We start from the raw sequence: 18,642 nt of genomic DNA, 5'->3' as shown, positions 1-18,642 counted from the left end.
CCGCCAGGGGACGGGGCGACGCGGCGGACGGTGCCATAGCGGCCGTACCCACCCGCCGTCGCGCCGGTCTAGCCGTACTGGGCGAGCAGGCGCTCGATCACGATCGCCACGCCGTCCTCCGTGTTGGCGGCGGTGCGGCCGGAGGCGGCGGCGACCGCGTCGGGGTGGGCGTTGCCCATGGCGTACGACTGCCCGGCCCAGGTCAGCATCTCGATGTCGTTGGGCATGTCCCCGAAGGCGACGACCTCCTCGTGCGAGATGCCGCGCTCGGCGCAGCACAGGGCGAGCGTGCTGGCCTTGGAGACGCCGGGGCCGCTGAGTTCCAGCAGGGCGCTGGGGCTGGAGCGGGTGACCGTGGCGCGCTCGCCGACGGCCAGGCGGGCCAGGGTGAGGAAGGCGTCGGGGTCCAGGGTGGGGTGGTGGGCGAGGATCTTGAGCACGGGCTGTGCAGCGGTCGGCCCGTCCGGTGCGAGCAGTTCCTCGGCGGGCAGCCGGTGGCCCGGCACCTCCATGTGCAGCCGGGGATAGGCGGGCTCCTGGTGGAAGCCGTAGGTCTGCTCGACCGCGAACACCGTGCCGGGCGCGGCCTGGCGCAGCAGCCGGACGGCGTCCAGGGCGTTGGCGCGGGCCAGCTCGCGCACCTTGGTGAACCGGTGGGCGCCGGGACCGCCGTGCAGGTCGACCACGGCGGCGCCGTTGCCGCAGATGGCCAGCCCGTGGCCGTGGACATGGTCGCTGACGACGTCCATCCAGCGGGCCGGGCGGCCGGTGACGAAGAAGACCTCGATGCCCGCCTGCTCGGCGGCGGCCAGGGCGGCGACGGTCCGCGGGGAGACCGACTTGTCGTCGCCCAGCAGGGTGCCGTCGAGGTCGGTGGCGATCAGCCGCGGGCGGATCGCGGCGGCGGGGGTCCCTGGTTGCCTGGTCGCTGAGGTCATCCGGTCATTCTCGCGCATATGCCCGCACGGGCGTGCGGGACTGTGCACAGATGAGACACAGATGACGCTGCGGGTGCCCCTGCCGCCCCACGAGTCGTCCCGGACATCTCAGCCCAGCTGGGCGAGGCCCTCCATGGCGATCCGTTCGAAGACCTTCTCGTCCGCGGCGAAGTCGGAGTCCGGGATGGGCCAGTGCAGGACGATCTCGGTGAAGCCGAGGTCCCGGTGGCGGCCGGCGAAGTCCACGAACGCGTCGAGCGACGCGAGCGGGCGGCCGCGGTCCGGGGTGAAGCCGGTGAGCAGGATCTTCTCCATGCCGGCGGCGTCCCGGCCGGCCTCCGCGCAGGCCGCGGACAGCCGGTCGAGCTGTCCGCGCAGCGCCTCGACCGACTGCTCCGGGGTGCCCGTCTCGTACAGCTTCGGGTCGCCCGTGGTCACCCATGCCTGGCCGTGGCGCGCGGCGAGCCGCAGCCCGCGCGGGCCGGTGGCGGCGACGGCGAACGGCAGCCGGGGGCGGTGGACGCAGCCCGGAATGTTGCGCGCCTCGTCCGCCGAGTAGAAGCGGCCCTCGTACGTCACCGCGTCCTCGCTCAGCAGCCGGTCGAGCAGCGGCACGAACTCGGCGAACCGGTCGGCGCGCTCGCGCGGGGTCCACGGGTCCTGGCCGAGGGCGGTGGCGTCGAAACCGGTGCCGCCGGCGCCGATGCCCAGGGTGATCCGGCCGCCGGAGACATCGTCCAGGGAGATCAGTTCCTTGGCGAGGGTGACCGGGTGGCGGAAGTTCGGGGAGGTGACCAGGGTGCCGAGGCGGAGCCGCTCGGTGGCGGCCGCGGCGGCGGTCAGGGTGGGGACGGCACCGAACCAGGGGCCGTCGCGGAAGCTGCGCCAGGACAGGTGGTCGTAGGTGTACGCCGTGTGGAAGCCGAGCTGCTCGGCGCGCACCCAGGTGGCGCGGCCGCCCTCGTGCCAGCGGCGGTACGGCAGGATCACGGTGCTCAGACGCAGACTCATGCGTTCGAGGGTAAGCGGTGGGGTGAGGGGCGCGGGCGCGGTCAGCGGGGGCCGGGGAGGCGCAGGTAGCGCGGGGAAACGGCGGCGGTCAGCCAGACGCCGTTGGCGCTGACGTGGAAGACATGGCCGTCGCGGTGCATGGCGCCGGCGTCGACGACGAGGACGACGGGGCGGCCCCGGCGGGCGCCGACGCGGGTGGCGGTGTCGCGGTCGGGGGAGAGGTGCACGGCGTGCCGGTCCATGGGTTTCAGACCCGCGCCCTGGATGGACTCCAGGGCGCGGGGGTGGGTGCCGTGGTAGAGGTGCGGCGGTGGGACGGCCGGGGGCAGGCCCAGGTCCACGGTGATGGTGTGGCCCTGGTTGGCGCGGATCCGGGTGCCGTCGATCGTGAAGCGCTGTTTGTCGTTGGTGGCGACGACCTGGTCGAGTTCCTCGCGGGTGAGGGGGAAGCCGTGCTCGGTCGCCGCGGTGATCAGGGCGTCGATGTCCACCCAGCCCGCGGGGTCGGGGGTGAGGCCGATGCGGGCCGGCTGGTGGCGGAGGTGTCGGGAGAGGTACTTGGAGACCTTGATCGTGCGTCTTTCGTCCATGGGTTCAGGGTGGGCGAGAGACGCGGATCACGCAGGTTGTTTTCCGCGGACAGGTTTGATCCACAGACAATCCCGGTTATCCACAGGGGGATTGGCGAGGTTGTGGACAACTGGCCTCCGCAATGGGGGTGTTGGGGACCACGACCGCCGGGCACGCACCCCGGCACGCACGCACGCATGCACGCACGCCCGGCCCGCGCCCCCCAGCACCCCCACCCGGCTCACACCTTCGGCTCCACCCGCGCCAGCCGGCGCAGCGCCCCCGGCATCACCCGCGACAGGAAGTGCGCGCCCCGCGCCTCCGGCGTCACCGGGACCACCGGGCGGTTGTGGACCACCGCGTCCAGGATCGCCGAAGCCACCTTCTCCGGGGGGTAGTTCCGCAGGCTGTACAGGCGGGCGGAGTTCTTCTGGAGGCGGCGCTCCTCGGACGCGTCGGCACCGGCGAAGCGCGCCGTGGACGTGATATTCGTGTTGACGATGCCGGGGCAGATCGCCGTCACACCGATGGACTGCGCGGCCAGCTCGGCGCGCAGGCACTCGGAGAGCATGAGGACCGCCGCCTTGGAGGTGCTGTAGGCGGGCAGGACGCGGGAGGGCTGGAAGGCGGCGGCGGAGGCGATGTTGACGATGTGGCCGCCCTGGCCCCGCTTGGCCATCCGCGCCCCGAACAGCCGGCAGCCGTGGATCACGCCCCAGAGGTTGACGTCGAGGACCTTGCGCCAGTCCTCGGTGGTCGTGGCGAAGAAGGACCCCGACAGGCCGATGCCCGCGTTGTTGACCAGCACGTCCAGCACGCCGTAGGCACGGTGGACCCGCTCGGCCAGCTTCTCCATGGCCTGCTCGTCGGAGACGTCCGCAGTCTCGGCCCAGGCCTCGGGCGCGCCGATCAGCCGGGCGAGCTCCGCCGTGCGGGCCGCCGCCTCCGCGTCGCGGTCGACGGCCACCAGCCGCGCGCCCGCCTCCGCGAACGCGAACGCCGTCGCCCGGCCGATCCCGCTGCCCGCGCCGGTGATCAGCACCAGTTGCCCGCCGAACCGCGCCGCATGGGGCCCGGTCGCCCCCGGCTCGGGTCGGCCGCCCTCCACCGACACGATGAACTCCTCGATCCAGGCGGTCAGCTGGTCGGGCCGGGTCCGCGGCGCCCAGTGCTTGGCCGGGAGCGTGCGCCGGGTCAGCTGGGGCACCCAGCGGTCCAGGTCGTCGTAGAGCCGCTCGGACAGGAACGCGTCGGCCTGGGGCGTGATCAGCTGCACCGGCGCGTGCGCGAACGCGTCCGGGCGGGGGTGGCGCAGCCGCGGGCGTACGTTGTCCCGGTACAGCCAGGCGCCGTGGGCCGCGTCGGTGGGCAGGGAGGCGGTCGGGTAGTCGCCGGCGGGGACGCCCTCGGTCCGCTCCAGGAGCCTCGGCCACCTCTTGCCGAGCGGGCCGCGCCAGGCCAGCTCCGGCAGGGCCGGGGTGTGCAGCATGCCCACGTACCAGGACTTGGCGCCCTGGCCGAGGAGCTGGGCCAGGCGGCGGGGCGTCGGGCGCTTCAGGCGGTCGTTGATCCAGTGCCCGAAGTGGTCCAGGGACGGCCCGGAGATGGTGGTGAAGGAGGCGATACGGCCCTCGGTGCGGCCGACCGTGACGAACTCCCAGGACTGCACCGAGCCCCAGTCGTGGCCGACGAGGTGCACCGGCTTTTCCGGGCTCACCGCGTCCACCACGGCCAGGAAGTCGTCCGTGAGCTTGGCCAGCGTGAACCCGCCGCGCAACGGCCGCGGCGCGGTGGAACGGCCATGGCCCCGGACGTCGTACAGGACCACATGGAAGCGCTCGGCGAGGCGCGGGGCGATCTCGGACCACACCTCCTTGCTGTCCGGATAGCCGTGCACCAGGACCACCGTCGGCTGCCGCGGGTCGCCCAGTTCGGCCACGCACAGTTCGATTCCGCCGGTCCGTACCATGCGCTCGCGCGCACCCTTCAGCGTCGTCACTTCTCCTCCGCCCAGCGCCGCACGTGCGGCAGGTCGTCATCCAGCCAGAACGCGCTCTCCTCGGGGTCCTTCGAGTCGGTGACCACGAGGATCTCCTCGAACTTCGCCCCCGTGCCCCTGAAACCCAGGTGCGGTTCCACCGCCCACAGGCCCGGCCGCGGCGGATGGTCCGAGAAGCGGTACGGCGACCACAGCGGCGACCAGCCCTCGCGGTGGCCGTGCAGCGCGTCCGCGGCCAGGCCCTTCAGGGACTGGGTGCCGAATCCGAAGAGATGCGGCGACCAGCGGCGCTCCCGCACCCGGTCCACCTTGTGGGCGATCACCCCGAAGGGATAGGCGCGGTGCCGGTTGGCGTAGCCCTGCCGGACCATCAGCCGCTCCACGTCCTCGTAGATCTCGCGCAGGGAGCGCCGCTCGCGCACCTCGCGCAGGATCAGCTCCCGGTGCGCCTCCAGGTCGGCCATCAGCCGGTCCTGTACGGGGTTCACCCCGAGGGACCCCGAGTAGCCGATGTCCGCCGTGTATCCCTCGAACACCGGGGCCATGTCCAGGATGAACGGCATGCCGGGCGCCAGCTCGCGGTCGGTCGGGAAGAACTGGAGCGGGACCCGGAAGTTCACGAACGCCGTACGGTCCCCGAACCAGGCGAAGGGCAGATGGAACCAGTCCCGCACCCCGCGTTCGCGCAGCCACTCCCGCTGCATCCGCGCCGCCGCACGCTCGGTCACCCCCGGCTCCAGGCGCGCCGCGACCGCCTCCGCGCACTCGTAGGCGAGGCGCTGCACCCTTCTGAATCCCCGCAGCTCGGTGGGGAGTTCACTGCTCACTGCCGTCGTCATGCCGCCTCGTCCCGTGGTCCGGCCGATTTACGTCGGCTGCGGTACGCGTTCGTAACTTGACAGGCAGAATCTCGCAGTTGTTAGAGGTGGCGTCAATAGCCGGGGGCGGAGGCCGGGGACAACTCCGGGTGACCCCTAGGGATGGGCGGCCCCTAGGGCCCTGTAATACCTGGGTCGGACGCGAAGACGGCTCTGTGGTCTGATGACCCGCGTGGCCGGGATCACTACCGTTCACCGGGTGACTGTGATCGCGACCGAAAGCCTGAGCAAGCGGTTCCCACGGGTGACCGCGCTCGACCGGCTGTCCGTGGACATCGGCTCCGGGGTGACCGGACTCGTCGGAGCCAACGGCGCCGGCAAGTCCACCCTGATCAAAATCCTGCTGGGGCTGTCCCCCGCCACCGAGGGCAGCGCCCGCGTGCTCGGCCTGGACATCGCCACCGAGGGTGCCGCCATCCGCGAACAGGTCGGCTACATGCCGGAGCACGACTGCCTGCCGCCGGACGTCTCGGCGACCGAGTTCGTCGTGCACATGGCCCGCATGTCGGGGCTGCCGCCCACGGCAGCGCGCGAGCGCACCGCGGACACCCTGCGCCATGTCGGCCTCTACGAGGAGCGCTACCGCCCCATCGGCGGCTACTCCACCGGCATGAAGCAGCGCGTGAAACTCGCGCAGGCCCTGGTGCACGACCCCAAACTGGTCTTCCTGGACGAGCCGACCAACGGTCTCGACCCGGTCGGCCGCGACGAGATGCTCGGCCTGATCCGCCGCGTCCACTCCGACTTCGGCATCTCCGTCCTGGTCACCTCGCACCTGCTGGGCGAGCTGGAGCGGACCTGCGACCACGTGGTCGTCATCGACGGCGGCAAGCTGCTGCGCTCCAGCTCCACCACCGACTTCACACAGACCACGACCACCCTCGCGATCGAGGTCACCGACAGCGACACGCACCCCGACGGCACCGCCGCGGTCCGCGAGGCGCTGCGCGAGCGCGGGGTGGAGACCCGGCACGAGGGCGCGGGCCTGCCCGGCGCCGGCCACATCCTGCTGCTGACCGCCGCGGGCGAGGAGACGTACGACCTGGTGCGCGACGTGGTCGCCGACCTCGGACTCGGCCTGGTCCGCATGGAGCAGCGCCGGCACCACATCTCCGAGGTTTTCACGACCGACGCCGCCGAAGGCAGCGGTGACGAGCAGCGGAAGGAGGCCGTCGGCCATGGCGGTTGAGCAGCCCCTGACCTCGCCTCCGGGCGAGACGACCCGGATCCACGACATCGGCTACCGCGGCTACGACGGACCGCGCCTCGGCCGCGCCTACGCCCGCCGCTCCCTGTACTCGCAGTCCCTGCGCGGCGCCTACGGCCTCGGCCGCTCGGCGAAGTCCAAGGTGCTGCCCATGCTGCTGTTCGCGGTCATGTGCGTGCCCGCCGCCATCATGGTCGCCGTCGCGGTCGCCACCAAGGCGCACGAACTGCCGGTCGCCTACACCCGGTACGCGATCATGCTCCAGGCCGTCATCAGCCTGTACGTCGCCTCCCAGGCGCCCCAGGCCGTCTCCCGCGACCTGCGCTTCAAGACGGTGCCGCTGTACTTCTCGCGGCCGATCGAGACCGCCGACTACGTGCGCGCCAAGTTCGCCGCGCTGGCCTCGGCGATCTTCATCCTCACCGCCGCTCCCCTGCTGGTGATGTACGTGGGGGCGCTGCTGTCCAAGCTGGGCTTCGCCCACCAGACGAAGGAATTCGCCGAGGGACTGGTCTCCGTGGCCCTGCTCTCCCTGCTGTTCGCCGGCATCGGCCTGGTCATCGCCGCCGTCACCCCGCGCCGCGGCTTCGGCATCGCCGCCGTGATCGCCGTCCTGGTCATCACCTACGGGGCGGTCTCCACCCTCCAGGGCATCGCGGAGGTCCAGGGGCACTCCGGGGCGATCCCGTGGATCGGCCTGTTCTCGCCGGTCACCCTGATCGACGGGGTGCAGTCCGCCTTCCTGGGCGCCACCGCCGCAAACCCCGGAGGCATCGCTCCTTCGAGTGGAGAGGGCATCGTCTACGTCCTCGTCACCCTCGCACTGATCGCCGGCGGCTACGGCCTCCTGGTGCGCCGCTACAAGAAGGTGGGACTGTGACGACCCTCAGCATCGACCATGTCTCCCGCTGGTTCGGCAACGTGGTCGCCGTCAACGACATCACCATGACCATCGGACCCGGCGTGACCGGACTGCTCGGCCCCAACGGCGCCGGCAAGTCCACCCTGATCAACATGATGGGCGGCTTCCTCGCCCCCTCCACCGGCACGGTCACCCTCGACGGGCAGCCGGTGTGGCGCAACGAGGGGATCTACCGGCACATCGGCATCGTCCCCGAGCGGGAGGCGATGTACGACTTCCTCACCGGGCGCGAGTTCGTGGTCGCCAACGCGGAACTGCACGGCCTCGGCGACAAGGCCGCCCAGCGGGCCCTCGCCACCGTCGAGATGGAGTACGCGCAGGACCGCAGGATCGCCACGTACTCCAAGGGCATGCGCCAGCGCGTGAAGATGGCGAGCGCCCTGGTGCACGACCCGTCGCTGCTCCTGCTGGACGAGCCGTTCAACGGCATGGACCCGCGCCAGCGCATGCAGCTGATGGACCTGCTGCGGAAGATGGGCGACGAGGGCCGCACCGTGCTGTTCTCCTCGCACATCCTGGAGGAGGTCGAGCAGCTCGCCCGGCACATCGAGGTCGTCGTCGCCGGACGGCACGCGGCCAGCGGCGACTACCGCAGGATCCGCCGCCTGATGACCGACCGCCCGCACCGTTACCTGGTGCGCTCCAGCGACGACCGGGCCCTGGCGGCGGCGCTGATCGCCGACCCGTCCACCGCCGGCATCGAGGTCGACCACACCGAGGGCGCGCTGCGCATCCAGGCCGTCGACTTCGGCCGCTTCACCGCTCTGCTGCCGAAGGTCGCCAGGGACCACGGCATCCGGCTGCTCACGGTCTCGCCGTCGGACGAGTCCCTGGAATCCGTGTTCTCGTACCTGGTCGCGGCGTAGGAGGCCGAAGATGTACGACCCCACAGTCGCCCGACTCACCTACCGGGCCCTGCTCGGCCGTCGCCGGGCCCTCATCCTCGGCGCGCTGCCGCTGCTGCTCATCGTGATCGCCGTGGCCGTCCGCGCCCTCAGCGGTGCCGACGACCAGACGGCCGCCAACGTGCTCGGCGGGTTCGCGCTCGCCACCATGGTGCCGATCATCGGTGTCATCGCGGGCACGGGCGCGATCGGCCCGGAGATCGATGACGGCTCTGTCGTCTATCTGCTGGCCAAACCCCTGAAGCGGCCGACGATCATCTTCACCAAGCTGATCGTGGCCATCGCGGTGACCATGGTGTTCTCCGCGGTGCCCACGATGATCGCCGGGCTGATCCTCAACGGCAACGGCCAGCAGATCGCCGTCGCCTACACGGTGGCCGCGCTGGTGGCCTCCATCGCCTACTCCGCGCTGTTCCTGCTGCTCGGCACGGTGTCCCGGCACGCGGTCGTCTTCGGCCTGGTGTACGCCCTGGTCTGGGAGGCGCTGTTCGGGTCCCTGGTGCCGGGGGCGCGCACGCTCAGCGTGCAGCAGTGGGCGCTCGCGGTCGCGCACAAGGTGACCGGAGGCGATCTGGTCACGTCCGACGTCGGGCTCACGACGGCGGTGGTGCTGCTGGTCGTGGTGACCGTGCTGGCCACCTGGTACGCGGGCCAGAAGCTGCGCTCGCTGAAGCTGGCGGGGGAGGAGTAAGGGGTTTCCGGGGGCCCCGATCCTTGACGGGGACTTCATCTCCGGCCGGGCACACTGGGCAAACCGGGACGTAGGGATAGGAGGCCGGGGATGACGGAGGAGATAGCGGGGGGTGGCGGGGCGCCCGAGGGGGACGCCTTCGAGGGGCTGGTCCTGGACGAGGACTTCGTGCGGTCCGCCGAGGCCGCCGAGCCCTCCGCCCGTGCCCGGATGCTGGCCGCCCGCTGGCGCGCCGAGGCCCCGGAACCCCAGCCCTGGCGCTCCGACGAGCCGCCGGCGGGGTGGTTCTTCAGCCGGGCCCGGCGCCGGGGACGGCGCCGGCGGCGGTGATCCTCCCGCGCCCGGCAGCGGGGTGCGGGGAACCGCGTGACCAGCCGGCCACGGCGGGTACCCCCGGAGGCGCTACGCCAGCAGACCTTCCAGCACCTCGGCGATGCCGTCCTCCTCGTTCGAGGACGTCACCTCGTCGGCCACCGCCTTGAGTTCCTCGTGCGCGTTGGCCATCGCCACGCCCCGCGCGGCCCACCCGAACATCGGGATGTCGTTCGGCATGTCGCCGAAGGCGATCGTGTCCGCGGCCCTGAGGCCGAGGCGGCGCGCGGCCAGGGAGAGCCCCGTCGCCTTGGAGAGGCCGAGTGGCAGCAGCTCCACGATGCCCGCGCCGGCCATCGCGACCGAGACGAAGCCGCCGGCCGCCTGCCGGGCGGCCTCCGCCAGCTCGTCGTCGCCCAGCGTCGGATGCTGTATGTAGATCTTGTTCAGCGGTGCGGCCCAGAGGTCGGACGCGTCGGTGAAGGGGACCGCGGGCAGCGGCCCCGCGACGGCGTACCCCGGTCCGACGAGCACCTCGCCGTCCAGCCCGTCCCGGCTCGCCGCGAGATGCAGCGGGCCGACCTCCGCCTCGATCTTGGCCAGCGCCACCCCCGCCAGCTGACGGTCCAGGGTGACGGATGTCAGCAGGCGGTGCGCCCCGGCGTCGTAGACCTGCCCGCCCTGGCCGCAGACGGCGAGGCCGTCGTAGCCGAGGTCGTCGAGGACATGGCGAGTCCAGGGGACGGCCCGGCCGGTGACGACGACGTGCGCCGCGCCCGCCGCGGTGGCCGCGGTGAGTGCGTCGCGGGTGCGCTGGGAGACCGACTGGTCCGCGCGCAGCAGCGTCCCGTCCAGGTCGGTCGCGACCAGCCCGTAGGGGAAGCTCACCGGGCCACCGGCTCCAGGACCTCCCGGCCGCCCAGGTAGGGGCGCAGCACTTCGGGGACCCGGACGGAGCCGTCGGCCAGCTGGTGGTTCTCCAGGATGGCGACGATGGTGCGCGGTACGGCGCACAGCGTGCCGTTGAGCGTGGCGAGCGGCTTGACCTGCCCGCCCGTCGCCCGACCACCACCCCTGCCGGAGGTCGCTTCGCTCCCGCCGGCCTTCTCGCGGACGCGGATGGACAGGCGGCGGGACTGGAACTCGGTGCAGTCCGAGGTCGAGGTCAGCTCGCGGTACTTGCCCTGCGTGGGAATCCACGCCTCGCAGTCGAACTTGCGGGCGGCCGAGGAGCCGAGGTCGCCGGAGGCGACGTCGATCACGCGGAACGGCAGCTCCAGCGAGGACAGCCACTGCTTCTCCCACGCGAGCAGGCGCTGGTGCTCGGCCTGGGAGTCGGCCGGGTCGACGTACGAGAACATCTCGACCTTGTCGAACTGGTGCACGCGGAAGATGCCGCGGGTGTCCTTGCCGTGCGAACCGGCCTCGCGGCGGAAGCAGGGCGAGAAGCCCGCGTAGCGCAGCGGCAGTTTGTCGGCGTCGAGGATCTCGTCCATGTGGTACGCCGCGAGGGCCACCTCGGAGGTGCCGACCAGGTAGAGGTCGTCCTTGTCGAGGTGGTAGACGTCCTGCGCGGCCTGGCCGAGGAAGCCGGTGCCGGCCATGGACTGCGGGCGGACCAGTGCCGGGGTCAGCATCGGGGTGAAGCCGGCCGCGGTGGCCTGGGCCATCGCCGCGTTGACCAGGGCCAGCTCCAGCAGGGCGCCGACACCGGTGAGGAAGTAGAAGCGGGAGCCGGAGACCTTGGCGCCGCGCTCGACGTCGATCGCGCCGAGCAGCTGGCCCAGCTCCAGGTGGTCCCTGGGCTCGAAGCCCTCGGCACCGAAGTCGCGGATGGTGCCGTGCGTCTCCAGGGTGACGAAGTCCTCCTCGCCGCCGACGGGCACGTCGGGGTGGACGAGGTTGCCGAGCCGGAGCAGCAGCTCCTGGGTCTCGGCGTCGGCCGCGTCGCGCTCGGCTTCGGCGGCCTTGACGTCGGCCTTGAGCTGCTCGGCGCGCTTGAGCAGTTCGGCCTTCTCGTCGGCGCCGGCCTTGGGGATCAGCTTGCCGAGCTGCTTCTGCTCGGCACGCAGTTCGTCGAAGCGGACGCCGGACGACCTGCGCCGCTCGTCGGCAGACAGGAGGGAGTCGACGAGCGCGACGTCCTCTCCACGGGCGCGCTGCGACGCGCGCACACGGTCGGGGTCCTCACGGAGCAGGCGAAGGTCAATCACAGGCCCAAGGCTACCGGTGCGGGGATGCCGCTCACGAATCACTATTACGGCGCGCTTCGATTTGCGGCTTACCGCGCGTTATGTGCTAATTGCCGCGCGTGTCAAGGGAAAGTGTCTCACTCCCTGGGACGGGGCATGCGCCGGGCGCCTGGTTGACTCGATTTCCTTGTGGGGAGCGGGACTTGACGGCCCGGTTGTCCACAGAAATCCACACCCGCCGAAGAGTTATCCACAGGGTGTGGGGAAGCTCTGTGGATGCGGGAATTGATCATTCCGGATCCGTTGGCCGGCTTGCAGAATTCCCCGGCCAAAGTGGATCGACACCCACTTTCGGGTGGAAAACGGTCGCCCCAAAAGATGAACCAAAGGAAACGGGTGGACGAAGGGTGAGTCGGCCGACGGCCACCCCGTCCGCGCGCTGTGGGGCGATTTGTCGACCGGGTCGCGCTTCGCTGTCGACTTGTCCCCAGGTCGAGAAGAGTGCCTGTGGATAACTCCTGTGGATAACTAGAAGCGGCCGTCCTGGCAGCGTGCCACCCAGTCCGCGGCCCGCATGAACTCCTCGTCCGAGGTCCCCGGCCGTACGGCGCGTGCCTCGTCCGGCGTGATGTCGGCGCGCGGGTACGAGCCGAGGAAGCGCACTTCCAGGCAGAGCCGCTTCAGGCCCATCAGCGCCTCCGCCATCCGCCGGTCGGAGATATGGCCCTCGGCGTCCACGCAGAAGCAGTAGTTGCCGATGCCCTCGCCGGTCGGCCGGGACTGGAGCAGCATCAGGTTGATGCCGCGCGAGGCGAACTCGCCGAGCAGGTCGCGCAGTCCGCCGGGGTGGTCGGTGCGCTGCCAGAGCACCACCGAGGTCTTGTCGGCGCCGGTCTTCGCGGCGGGCCGGGCCGGGCGGCCGACCAGCACGAACCGGGTCTGCGCGTTCTCCGCGTCGTGGATCCCGGTCTCCAGGGCCTCCAGGCCGTACCGGGCGGCGGCGAACTCGCCCGCGAAGGCGGCGTCGTAGCGGCCCTCCTGGACCAGCCTCGCCGCGTCCGCGTTCGAGGCGGCCGACTCCCAGACGGCGTCGGGGAGGTTGGCCTTCAGCCAGTTGCGCACCTGCGGCTGGGCCGCGGGGTGGGCGGAGACCGTCTTGATGTCGGCGAGCCGGGTGCCCGGCCGGACCAGCAGCGCGAAGGTGATGGAGAGCAGCACCTCGCGGTAGATCGTCAGCGGCTCGCCCGCGACCAGCCCGTCCAGGGTGGCGGTGATGCCGCCCTCGACCGAGTTCTCGATCGGCACGAACGCGGCCTCGGCCTCGCCGGCCCGCACCGCGTCGAGGGCGGACTGCACCGACACGTACGGGGTCAGCTCACGGGTGGCCGCCTCCGGCAGGGTCCGCAGGGCCACCTCGGTGAAGGTGCCCTCGGGGCCGAGATACGCATAGCTCGCTGGCATGGTCCTCACCCTAATGGCCGCGAGCCGTCGTAGCTCAGGTGTCTCAAGATGACCACTCGACCGGGTGGTTTGGAAGCGGAAAATCGGCAGAGCCGGTGGAATGCAGGCTAAGGGCATCGGCCAGGGCCCGGCTCAGCCCTCCAGCAGCCGCTGGCCCACGTACTCGCCCCTGGCCGCCCCGCCCGGCACCGCGAACAGCGCGCTCGCCTCGTGCCGGATGAACCGCGACAGGGCGTCGCCCCGGTCGAGCTTGCGCTGCACCGGCACGAAGCCGAGCAGCGGGTCCGCCTGCCAGCACACGAAGAGCAGCCCGGCGTCCGGCACCCCGTCCGCGTCGATGCCGTCGTGGTACGAGAACGGGCGCCGCAGCATCGCCGCCCCGCCGTTCTGGTCCGGCCGGGTGATCCGCGCGTGCGCGTTGAGTGCGATCACGTAGTCGCCCTTGGCGTCGGTCTTCTCCAGCTCCATCGGGGACGACTCGTGCCCCCCGGTCAGCGGCGCCCCGTCCGACTTGCGGCGCCCGATGACCTGCTCCTGGGCGGAGACGGACAGCTTCTCCCAGTCGTCCAGCAGCATGCGGATCCGGCGTACGACGGCGTAGGAGCCGTTCGCCATCCACGCGGGCTCGCCCGAGGCGGGCACGAAGATCTGCTTGTCGAAGGCGGCGTCCGTCGGCTTCGGGTTGCCCGTGCCGTCGATCTGGCCCATGAGGTTGCGGGCGGTCATCGGGCGGGCGGTGGCGCCGGGCGTGCGGTTGAAGCCGTTCATCTGCCAGCGCACCCGCGCGGTCGCCCCGGCGTCCTTCTGGATCGCGCGCAGGGCGTGGAAGGCGACCAGGGCGTCGTTCGCGCCGATCTGCACCCACAGATCGCCGTCGCTGCGCGCCTTGTCGAGGTGGTCGGAGGAGAAGGCGGGCAGCGGATCGAGGGCGGTGGGCCGCTGCTTCTCCAGCCCGGTGCGGGCGAAGAAGCTGTGCCCGAAGCCGAAGGTGACCGTCAGCGAGGAGGGTCCCGCGTCCCGCGCCACATCGGTGTCGCCGTGCGGGGCCGGCTCGCCCGCCATCAGCCGCTCGGCCGTCGCCGACCAGCGGCGCAGCAGGGCCGCCGCCTCCTTGCGGCCCGCGCCCGCCGCCAGGTCGAAGGCGATGAGATGACCACACGCCTGGAGGCCCTCGGTGATGCCGGGCTGGTGTTTCACGTGAAACATCGCGCGGTCGGTGCCCACCGAGGTGAGCGGGGTGGCCGGGGCGGGTGCGGCGGCATAGCCGACGGCCCCGCCCGCCGCGCCGAGCACCAGCCCGGTGGCGCCCGCGGTACCGAGCAGGGCGCGCCGGGAGACGCCCCCGGAACGGGCCTCATGCGCCGGGGCCTCGGGGCTGCGGGCCTGCTGGGTGGACTGGTCGGTCATGGTCTGGTTCAGCCGATCTGCGCGTTCTTGGAGACGGTCACTTCGTCGATGTCGGAGGTGCGGACGGTGACGGCGACCTTCCAGTCGCCGGCCATCGGGATCTGCACCCCGTCCGCCGACCAGTGGCCGGTGGTGATGTGTTCGGGGGTCACGGAGAGCGGGCCGATCTTCTTCGCCTCCAGGGTGAGGGCGATCGTCACCTCGGGGACGTCGAAAAGCTGGCCGCCGGGCTTGCGGACGAACAGGTGCAGCGAGTTGGCGCCCGCGTGGGCGGGGTCGATGTCGAGGGCGACCACGCCCTTGCCGTTCGTACCGCCCGTGTCGAAGGGCAGGCTCAGGGACAGGCTGCCGTTCGTGGGCGCCGTGACGGTGCCGGTGGCGGCCCTGGCCTCCTGCTCGGTGCGGCCCGGCTCGGTCTGCGTCAGCGCGGTGGTGACGGCGAGCAGGACGACCGCGACGGCGGCCTCGGCGAGCACCGAGCGGCGCAGCCCGAAGCGCCCCGCGTCACCGTCCCGCAGCCGCTTGCGCCGGGCGGCCTCCACCGCGGCCCGCTGCCGGGCGAGCTGGGCGGCGCGACGGGAGTCGCCGGGGGTTTCGGGAGCGCGGTCGGGTCCGGCCGCGTCAGCAGTGGCGGGGCCCTGCCCGGCCGGATCCGCCGCGCCCGTGTCCGTCGTCCCCGTGTCCGTCGTCCCCGTGTCCGTCGTCCCCGTGTCCGCCGTCCTCGCGTGCGCGTCCGCCGTTCCGGTGCGTGCCGTTTCCGCGTCCGCCGCCCCTGTGTCCTGGCCGGCGGTCGCCTTCGCCGCGGTCACGGACTCCTTCTCGGATCCCGCCTCGCCCGCAGCCTGCTCCCCTTCCGCTGCTCGCTCTTCCTCCACAGCGCGTTCACCCTCAGCGCCCTGATCCGCGAGCCGTCCGGTCCAGCGACGGGAAACCGACGCGATGCCCACCATGACCGCCACCAGGGCGATCTTGGCCAGCAGCAGCTGTCCGTACCGGGTGTCGGTGAAGGCGGACCAGGAGCCGAGCTGGCGCCAGGACTGGTAGACGCCGGTGGCGACGAGGGCCACCACGGAGCCGAAGGCCAGCCGGGAGAAGCGGCGTACCGCGGCGGCCTCGACCGGGGTCTCGGCGGGCGCCCGGTACAGCGCGACCAGCAGCGCGGTGAGCCCGCCGAGCCAGGCGGCGACGGCGAGCAGATGGACGACGTCGACCGGCATGGCGATACCCGGCTGGAGTCCGACCGAGGCGTGCTCCGACACCGCCCAGCTGGTCGCGAGCCCGGCCGCGACGACCACGCCCCCGATCCCCAGCCCGAAGGCCAGGTCCCGCTTCTCCGCGCTTTCCTCGCGCCGCTGGTACGAACCGAACAGGACAGCGATGAACAGCGCGGCGGCGGCGAGCAGCAGCAGCCGGGAGACCAGCGCGGCCCCCGGCTTGGTCTCCAGCACCTGACCGAGCAGGCCGAGGTCGAAGACGTCGGCGACCTTCCCGGAGGTGGTGTACGAGCCGCGCAGGAGCAGCAGCCACAGGGTGGCCGCGGTCAGTGCCAGCCAGCCGCCGACGACCAGCCGTTGCAGCGCCCGTACGCCCGCGCCGCGCCGCCAGCACAGGAGCACGAAGGCGGCGCCGCCCACGAGCACGATGTAACCGGCGTACGACACGTACCGCCCGACCTGGTAGAGGGCGCCGACGACCCCGCCGCCGACGGCCGGACCGGTGCCGGAGACCACGGTCCGCGAGGGTGCCCCGATGGAGAAGGTGTAGGCGCCGGCCACCGGATGGCTGTCGGCGGACACGACCTCGTAGGTGACCGTGTACGTGCCCTTGCCGAGGCCGCCCTTGAGCCGCACGGCGTACGTGGTCCCGCGCACGTTCGCGGGGGCGCCGGTCTGGACGGGCTTGCCTCGGGGGTCGAGGACGCGCAGCGAGTCGCCGTTCATCGCGACCTTCTCGGAGAAGGTGAGCGAGACGCGGGCGGGCGGCTGCTGGACCACCACCCCCTGTGCGGGGTCGCTGCCGGTCAGCGCCGCGTGCGCGGAGGCCGGTGCGGCGCCCGCGAGCAGTGCGGCCAGGGCGGCGAGGAACAGCAGCACCAGGGTCCGCGGGCGGGGGGTGATGGTCCGGGTCACGGTGGTCCCTTCCCTCAGTTGCCGGTCGGCGGGTGGTACGTGGCGGACTTCACCGGCATCGTGACGGTGACGGGACCGCTCTTGGCGAAGGTGAGCTTCAGGGTGACCGTCTGGCCCTGCTTCGGCCGGTGCCGGAGCTGCTCGAACATCAGGTGGTTGCCACCGCTCTTGAAGACGAGCCGGCCGTGGGCGGGTATGGCGAAGGAGGACCGCTCGCGCATCTCGCCGCCCATGGTGCTGTGCATGGTGACCTGGCCGGCCGCGTCGCTGGTCACCTTGGTCAGCTCGTCCTTCGTGCCGCCCTTGTTGGTGATCGTCAGGAAGCCTGCGGCCATGTCGGCGGAGACGGGCTGCGGCATGTAGCTGCCGCTGACCGAGAGTTCGGCCTTGGTGGTGTCCGAGGAGCCCGAGCAGCCCGCGAGGGCCAGCGCGCCCGCGAGTGCCGTGGCCAGGACGAGGGGTCGGCGGTTCACGGCTTGGCTCCCTTGACGAGCTTGGGCAGGTCCTTGATGTAGTCGTCGACCGTGGCACTGTCGTTGATCATGACGTACCCGCCGTCGGTCTTCGGCGAGAAGGCCATCACCTGGGTGCCGTGCACGGAGACGAGCTTGCCGTCCTTCTTCGTCGTCGGCTCGACGGAGATGCCGAGGGAGCGGGCGGCGGCCTGGACGGACTTGAAGTCACCGGTGAGGCCGATGAACCGCGGGTCGATGCCCTTGAGCCAGCTGCGGAGCGCGGCCGGGGTGTCGCGGCCGGGGTCGGTGGTCACGAACACGACCCGCAGGTCGTCGCGCTGGGCCGGCGTCAGCGACTTCTGGGCGGCGACGGCGATGTTGCTCATCGTCGTCGGGCAGATGTCGGGACAGTGCGTGTAGCCGAAGTAGAGCAGGGTCGGGTGGCCCTGGGTCTCCTTGCGGAGGTCGTACTTCTTGCCGTGGGTGTCGGTGAGGACCAGGTCGGGCTTGGCCCAGGGCTGGTCGAACACGATGGCGGGGCCGTTCTGCCCGGATTCCTGGGAGACCGAGGAGACGGGCGACTGGCCGCCGGCGGTGTCCTGGCTGCCGCAGGCGGAGAGGGTCAGGGTGGCGGCGGCGAGCAGCGCGGCCGCGGCGAACGTCTTCTTGCGCATAGAGAAATGTCCCAGATGTGAGAACTCCGGCGCGCGCCGGGGTCGTACGGGGGCCAAGCCTGGCACGGCCCCGGCGCGCGCTGCGGAACGGTGGGGCTAGGCGGTGCGGCGGCGCCCGGCGAGGACGCCGTAGGCCACGCCCGCGGCGCCGACGACGATCCCGGCGACGCCGAGCACCCGTGCGGTGGTGTCACTGCCACCGCCGGAGTCCGGGGCGGCGGTGTTCTCCTTCGTGTCGTCGGAGGCGTTCTGGGCGGCCGCCGTGCCGTGCTCGTCGGCCGCGGCGGTCAGCTGGAGCACCGGGGCCGGGTTCTGCGGCTCGTCCTGGCCCGCCTGCGGCACCTCGATCCAGCGCACCACTTCGTTGTCGGAATACGTCTGGAGCGCCTTGAACACGAGCTGGTCGGTGTCGTCGGGCAGGGCGCCGACGGAGAGCGGGAACTTCTGGAAGTAGCCGGGCTCGATGCCCTTGCCGTCGGCGGTCCAGGTGACCTTGGTGACGGCCTGGTCGATCTTCTCGCCGTGCACGCTCAGCGGCTTGGCGAGCTTGGACTTGGTGAGCTGCACGCGCCAGCCCGGAATGGGCTGGGCCATGACGGAGGCCAGCGGATGGTCGGCGGGGAGGTTCACCTCGACCTTGGTGGTCGAGGCGTTGTCACGCTCGTTGGGGACCTTGAAGTCGACGACCGCGTAGCCGCCCTTGGCCGCGGCGCCCTCGGGCTGCACGGTCACATGCGCGAAGGCGGGGGCGGACAGGGCGAGCACCACGGTGCCGGCGACGGCGGCACCGGCGGCGAGGCGGGCGGCCGTGCGGCGGGTGGCGTTACGGCCGGCGGCGACGCTGGGAACGAGCTGGGAAACCTGCATGGCAGGAGCACTCCATGGTGAGAG

General features: G+C 72.0%; 18 protein-coding genes. 5 read left to right on the top strand and 13 right to left on the bottom strand.

From position 1 onward, the window contains the following. Positions 1-68: 68 nt before the first annotated feature. The 5 genes from AC069R_RS08860 to AC069R_RS08840 form a co-directional block, all read right to left on the bottom strand. Positions 69-956 carry an HAD family hydrolase gene (locus AC069R_RS08860; RefSeq protein WP_397985097.1) on the bottom strand — a complete coding sequence of 296 codons (888 nt, stop codon included), beginning with the start codon at positions 954-956 and terminating at the stop codon, positions 69-71. 90 nt (positions 957-1,046) lie between these two features. After that, on the bottom strand, positions 1,047-1,949 hold the full coding sequence (locus AC069R_RS08855; RefSeq protein WP_478765783.1) for an LLM class flavin-dependent oxidoreductase: 903 nt from the start codon (positions 1,947-1,949) through the stop codon (positions 1,047-1,049). 41 nt (positions 1,950-1,990) lie between these two features. Then, positions 1,991-2,539 carry an RNA 2'-phosphotransferase gene (locus AC069R_RS08850; RefSeq protein WP_478765781.1) on the bottom strand — a complete coding sequence of 183 codons (549 nt, stop codon included), beginning with the start codon at positions 2,537-2,539 and terminating at the stop codon, positions 1,991-1,993. A gap of 221 nt (positions 2,540-2,760) precedes the next feature. Beyond that, on the bottom strand, positions 2,761-4,488 hold the full coding sequence (locus AC069R_RS08845; RefSeq protein ID WP_478766139.1) for an SDR family oxidoreductase: 1,728 nt from the start codon (positions 4,486-4,488) through the stop codon (positions 2,761-2,763). Positions 4,489-4,514: 26 nt separating this feature from the next. Beyond that, the gene (locus AC069R_RS08840) at positions 4,515-5,357 is read right to left on the bottom strand and encodes a M24 family metallopeptidase (RefSeq protein WP_478765779.1); all 843 of its coding nucleotides are present in this window, start codon (positions 5,355-5,357) and stop codon (positions 4,515-4,517) included. 244 nt (positions 5,358-5,601) lie between these two features. On the opposite strand from AC069R_RS08840, the gene AC069R_RS08835 reads away from it, so the two are divergent. The 5 genes from AC069R_RS08835 to AC069R_RS08815 all read left to right on the top strand — a co-directional run bounded on the left by AC069R_RS08835 (position 5,602) and on the right by AC069R_RS08815 (position 9,451). Continuing rightward, positions 5,602-6,585, top strand: coding sequence for an ABC transporter ATP-binding protein (locus AC069R_RS08835; protein ID WP_478766137.1), 984 nt, complete (start codon positions 5,602-5,604; stop codon positions 6,583-6,585). Then, entirely contained in the window at positions 6,575-7,483 is a 909-nt protein-coding gene (locus AC069R_RS08830) for an ABC transporter permease (RefSeq protein ID WP_478765777.1), read from the top strand. Before AC069R_RS08835 ends, AC069R_RS08830 begins: the two co-directional genes overlap by 11 nt. Then, positions 7,480-8,391: an ABC transporter ATP-binding protein gene (locus tag AC069R_RS08825; protein WP_397985103.1), complete on the top strand. Its 912-nt coding sequence runs from the start codon at positions 7,480-7,482 to the stop codon at positions 8,389-8,391. The genes AC069R_RS08830 and AC069R_RS08825 overlap by 4 nt, the downstream gene beginning before the upstream one ends. 10 nt (positions 8,392-8,401) lie before the next feature. Beyond that, positions 8,402-9,121, top strand: a complete 720-nt coding sequence (locus AC069R_RS08820) for an ABC transporter permease subunit (RefSeq protein ID WP_478765774.1) — start codon at positions 8,402-8,404, stop codon at positions 9,119-9,121. A 90-nt stretch (positions 9,122-9,211) separates the two neighbouring features. Beyond that, on the top strand, positions 9,212-9,451 hold the full coding sequence (locus tag AC069R_RS08815; RefSeq protein WP_478765772.1) for an SGM_3592 family protein: 240 nt from the start codon (positions 9,212-9,214) through the stop codon (positions 9,449-9,451). A 72-nt stretch (positions 9,452-9,523) separates the two neighbouring features. On the opposite strand, the gene AC069R_RS08810 is transcribed toward AC069R_RS08815, so the two are convergent. The 8 genes from AC069R_RS08810 to AC069R_RS08775 all read right to left on the bottom strand — a co-directional run bounded on the left by AC069R_RS08810 (position 9,524) and on the right by AC069R_RS08775 (position 18,618). Next, positions 9,524-10,321, bottom strand: a complete 798-nt coding sequence (locus tag AC069R_RS08810; RefSeq protein WP_478765770.1) for an HAD family hydrolase — start codon at positions 10,319-10,321, stop codon at positions 9,524-9,526. After that, positions 10,318-11,646, bottom strand: coding sequence for a serine--tRNA ligase (gene serS, locus AC069R_RS08805; RefSeq protein WP_478765768.1), 1,329 nt, complete (start codon positions 11,644-11,646; stop codon positions 10,318-10,320). The genes AC069R_RS08810 and serS overlap by 4 nt, the downstream gene beginning before the upstream one ends. A 507-nt stretch (positions 11,647-12,153) precedes the next feature. Beyond that, positions 12,154-13,086: a prephenate dehydratase gene (gene pheA, locus AC069R_RS08800; RefSeq protein WP_478765766.1), complete on the bottom strand. Its 933-nt coding sequence runs from the start codon at positions 13,084-13,086 to the stop codon at positions 12,154-12,156. A 132-nt stretch (positions 13,087-13,218) separates the two neighbouring features. After that, positions 13,219-14,493 carry an iron uptake transporter deferrochelatase/peroxidase subunit gene (gene efeB / locus AC069R_RS08795; protein WP_478765764.1) on the bottom strand — a complete coding sequence of 425 codons (1,275 nt, stop codon included), beginning with the start codon at positions 14,491-14,493 and terminating at the stop codon, positions 13,219-13,221. Between the two features lie 8 nt (positions 14,494-14,501). Further along, positions 14,502-16,622, bottom strand: a complete 2,121-nt coding sequence (locus tag AC069R_RS08790; RefSeq protein ID WP_478765762.1) for a copper resistance CopC/CopD family protein — start codon at positions 16,620-16,622, stop codon at positions 14,502-14,504. Positions 16,623-16,636: 14 nt separating this feature from the next. Beyond that, on the bottom strand, positions 16,637-17,095 hold the full coding sequence (locus AC069R_RS08785; RefSeq protein ID WP_478765760.1) for a copper chaperone PCu(A)C: 459 nt from the start codon (positions 17,093-17,095) through the stop codon (positions 16,637-16,639). Then, entirely contained in the window at positions 17,092-17,751 is a 660-nt protein-coding gene (locus AC069R_RS08780) for an SCO family protein (RefSeq protein WP_478765758.1), read from the bottom strand. Before AC069R_RS08780 ends, AC069R_RS08785 begins: the two co-directional genes overlap by 4 nt. A 96-nt stretch (positions 17,752-17,847) precedes the next feature. Then, on the bottom strand, positions 17,848-18,618 hold the full coding sequence (locus AC069R_RS08775; protein WP_478765757.1) for a YcnI family copper-binding membrane protein: 771 nt from the start codon (positions 18,616-18,618) through the stop codon (positions 17,848-17,850). Positions 18,619-18,642: the final 24 nt, after the last annotated feature.

This window comes from Streptomyces sp. NPDC043952 (assembly GCF_056435325.1).
Note: the sequence above shows the minus strand (reverse complement) of the source record. Positions and strands in the feature narration are given on the sequence as shown.

Coding starts and splice junctions, on each gene's coding strand:
- AC069R_RS08845 (WP_478766139.1), bottom strand. CDS start 4,488: ATGGTACGGACCGGCGGAATCGAACTGTGCGTGGCCGAACTGGGCGAC.
- AC069R_RS08820 (WP_478765774.1), top strand. CDS start 8,402: ATGTACGACCCCACAGTCGCCCGACTCACCTACCGGGCCCTGCTCGGC.
- AC069R_RS08780 (WP_478765758.1), bottom strand. CDS start 17,751: ATGCGCAAGAAGACGTTCGCCGCGGCCGCGCTGCTCGCCGCCGCCACC.
- AC069R_RS08775 (WP_478765757.1), bottom strand. CDS start 18,618: ATGCAGGTTTCCCAGCTCGTTCCCAGCGTCGCCGCCGGCCGTAACGCC.
- efeB (WP_478765764.1), bottom strand. CDS start 14,493: ATGACCGACCAGTCCACCCAGCAGGCCCGCAGCCCCGAGGCCCCGGCG.
- AC069R_RS08830 (WP_478765777.1), top strand. CDS start 6,575: ATGGCGGTTGAGCAGCCCCTGACCTCGCCTCCGGGCGAGACGACCCGG.
- AC069R_RS08840 (WP_478765779.1), bottom strand. CDS start 5,357: ATGACGACGGCAGTGAGCAGTGAACTCCCCACCGAGCTGCGGGGATTC.
- AC069R_RS08850 (WP_478765781.1), bottom strand. CDS start 2,539: ATGGACGAAAGACGCACGATCAAGGTCTCCAAGTACCTCTCCCGACAC.
- AC069R_RS08815 (WP_478765772.1), top strand. CDS start 9,212: ATGACGGAGGAGATAGCGGGGGGTGGCGGGGCGCCCGAGGGGGACGCC.
- AC069R_RS08855 (WP_478765783.1), bottom strand. CDS start 1,949: ATGAGTCTGCGTCTGAGCACCGTGATCCTGCCGTACCGCCGCTGGCAC.
- AC069R_RS08860 (WP_397985097.1), bottom strand. CDS start 956: ATGCGCGAGAATGACCGGATGACCTCAGCGACCAGGCAACCAGGGACC.
- pheA (WP_478765766.1), bottom strand. CDS start 13,086: ATGCCAGCGAGCTATGCGTATCTCGGCCCCGAGGGCACCTTCACCGAG.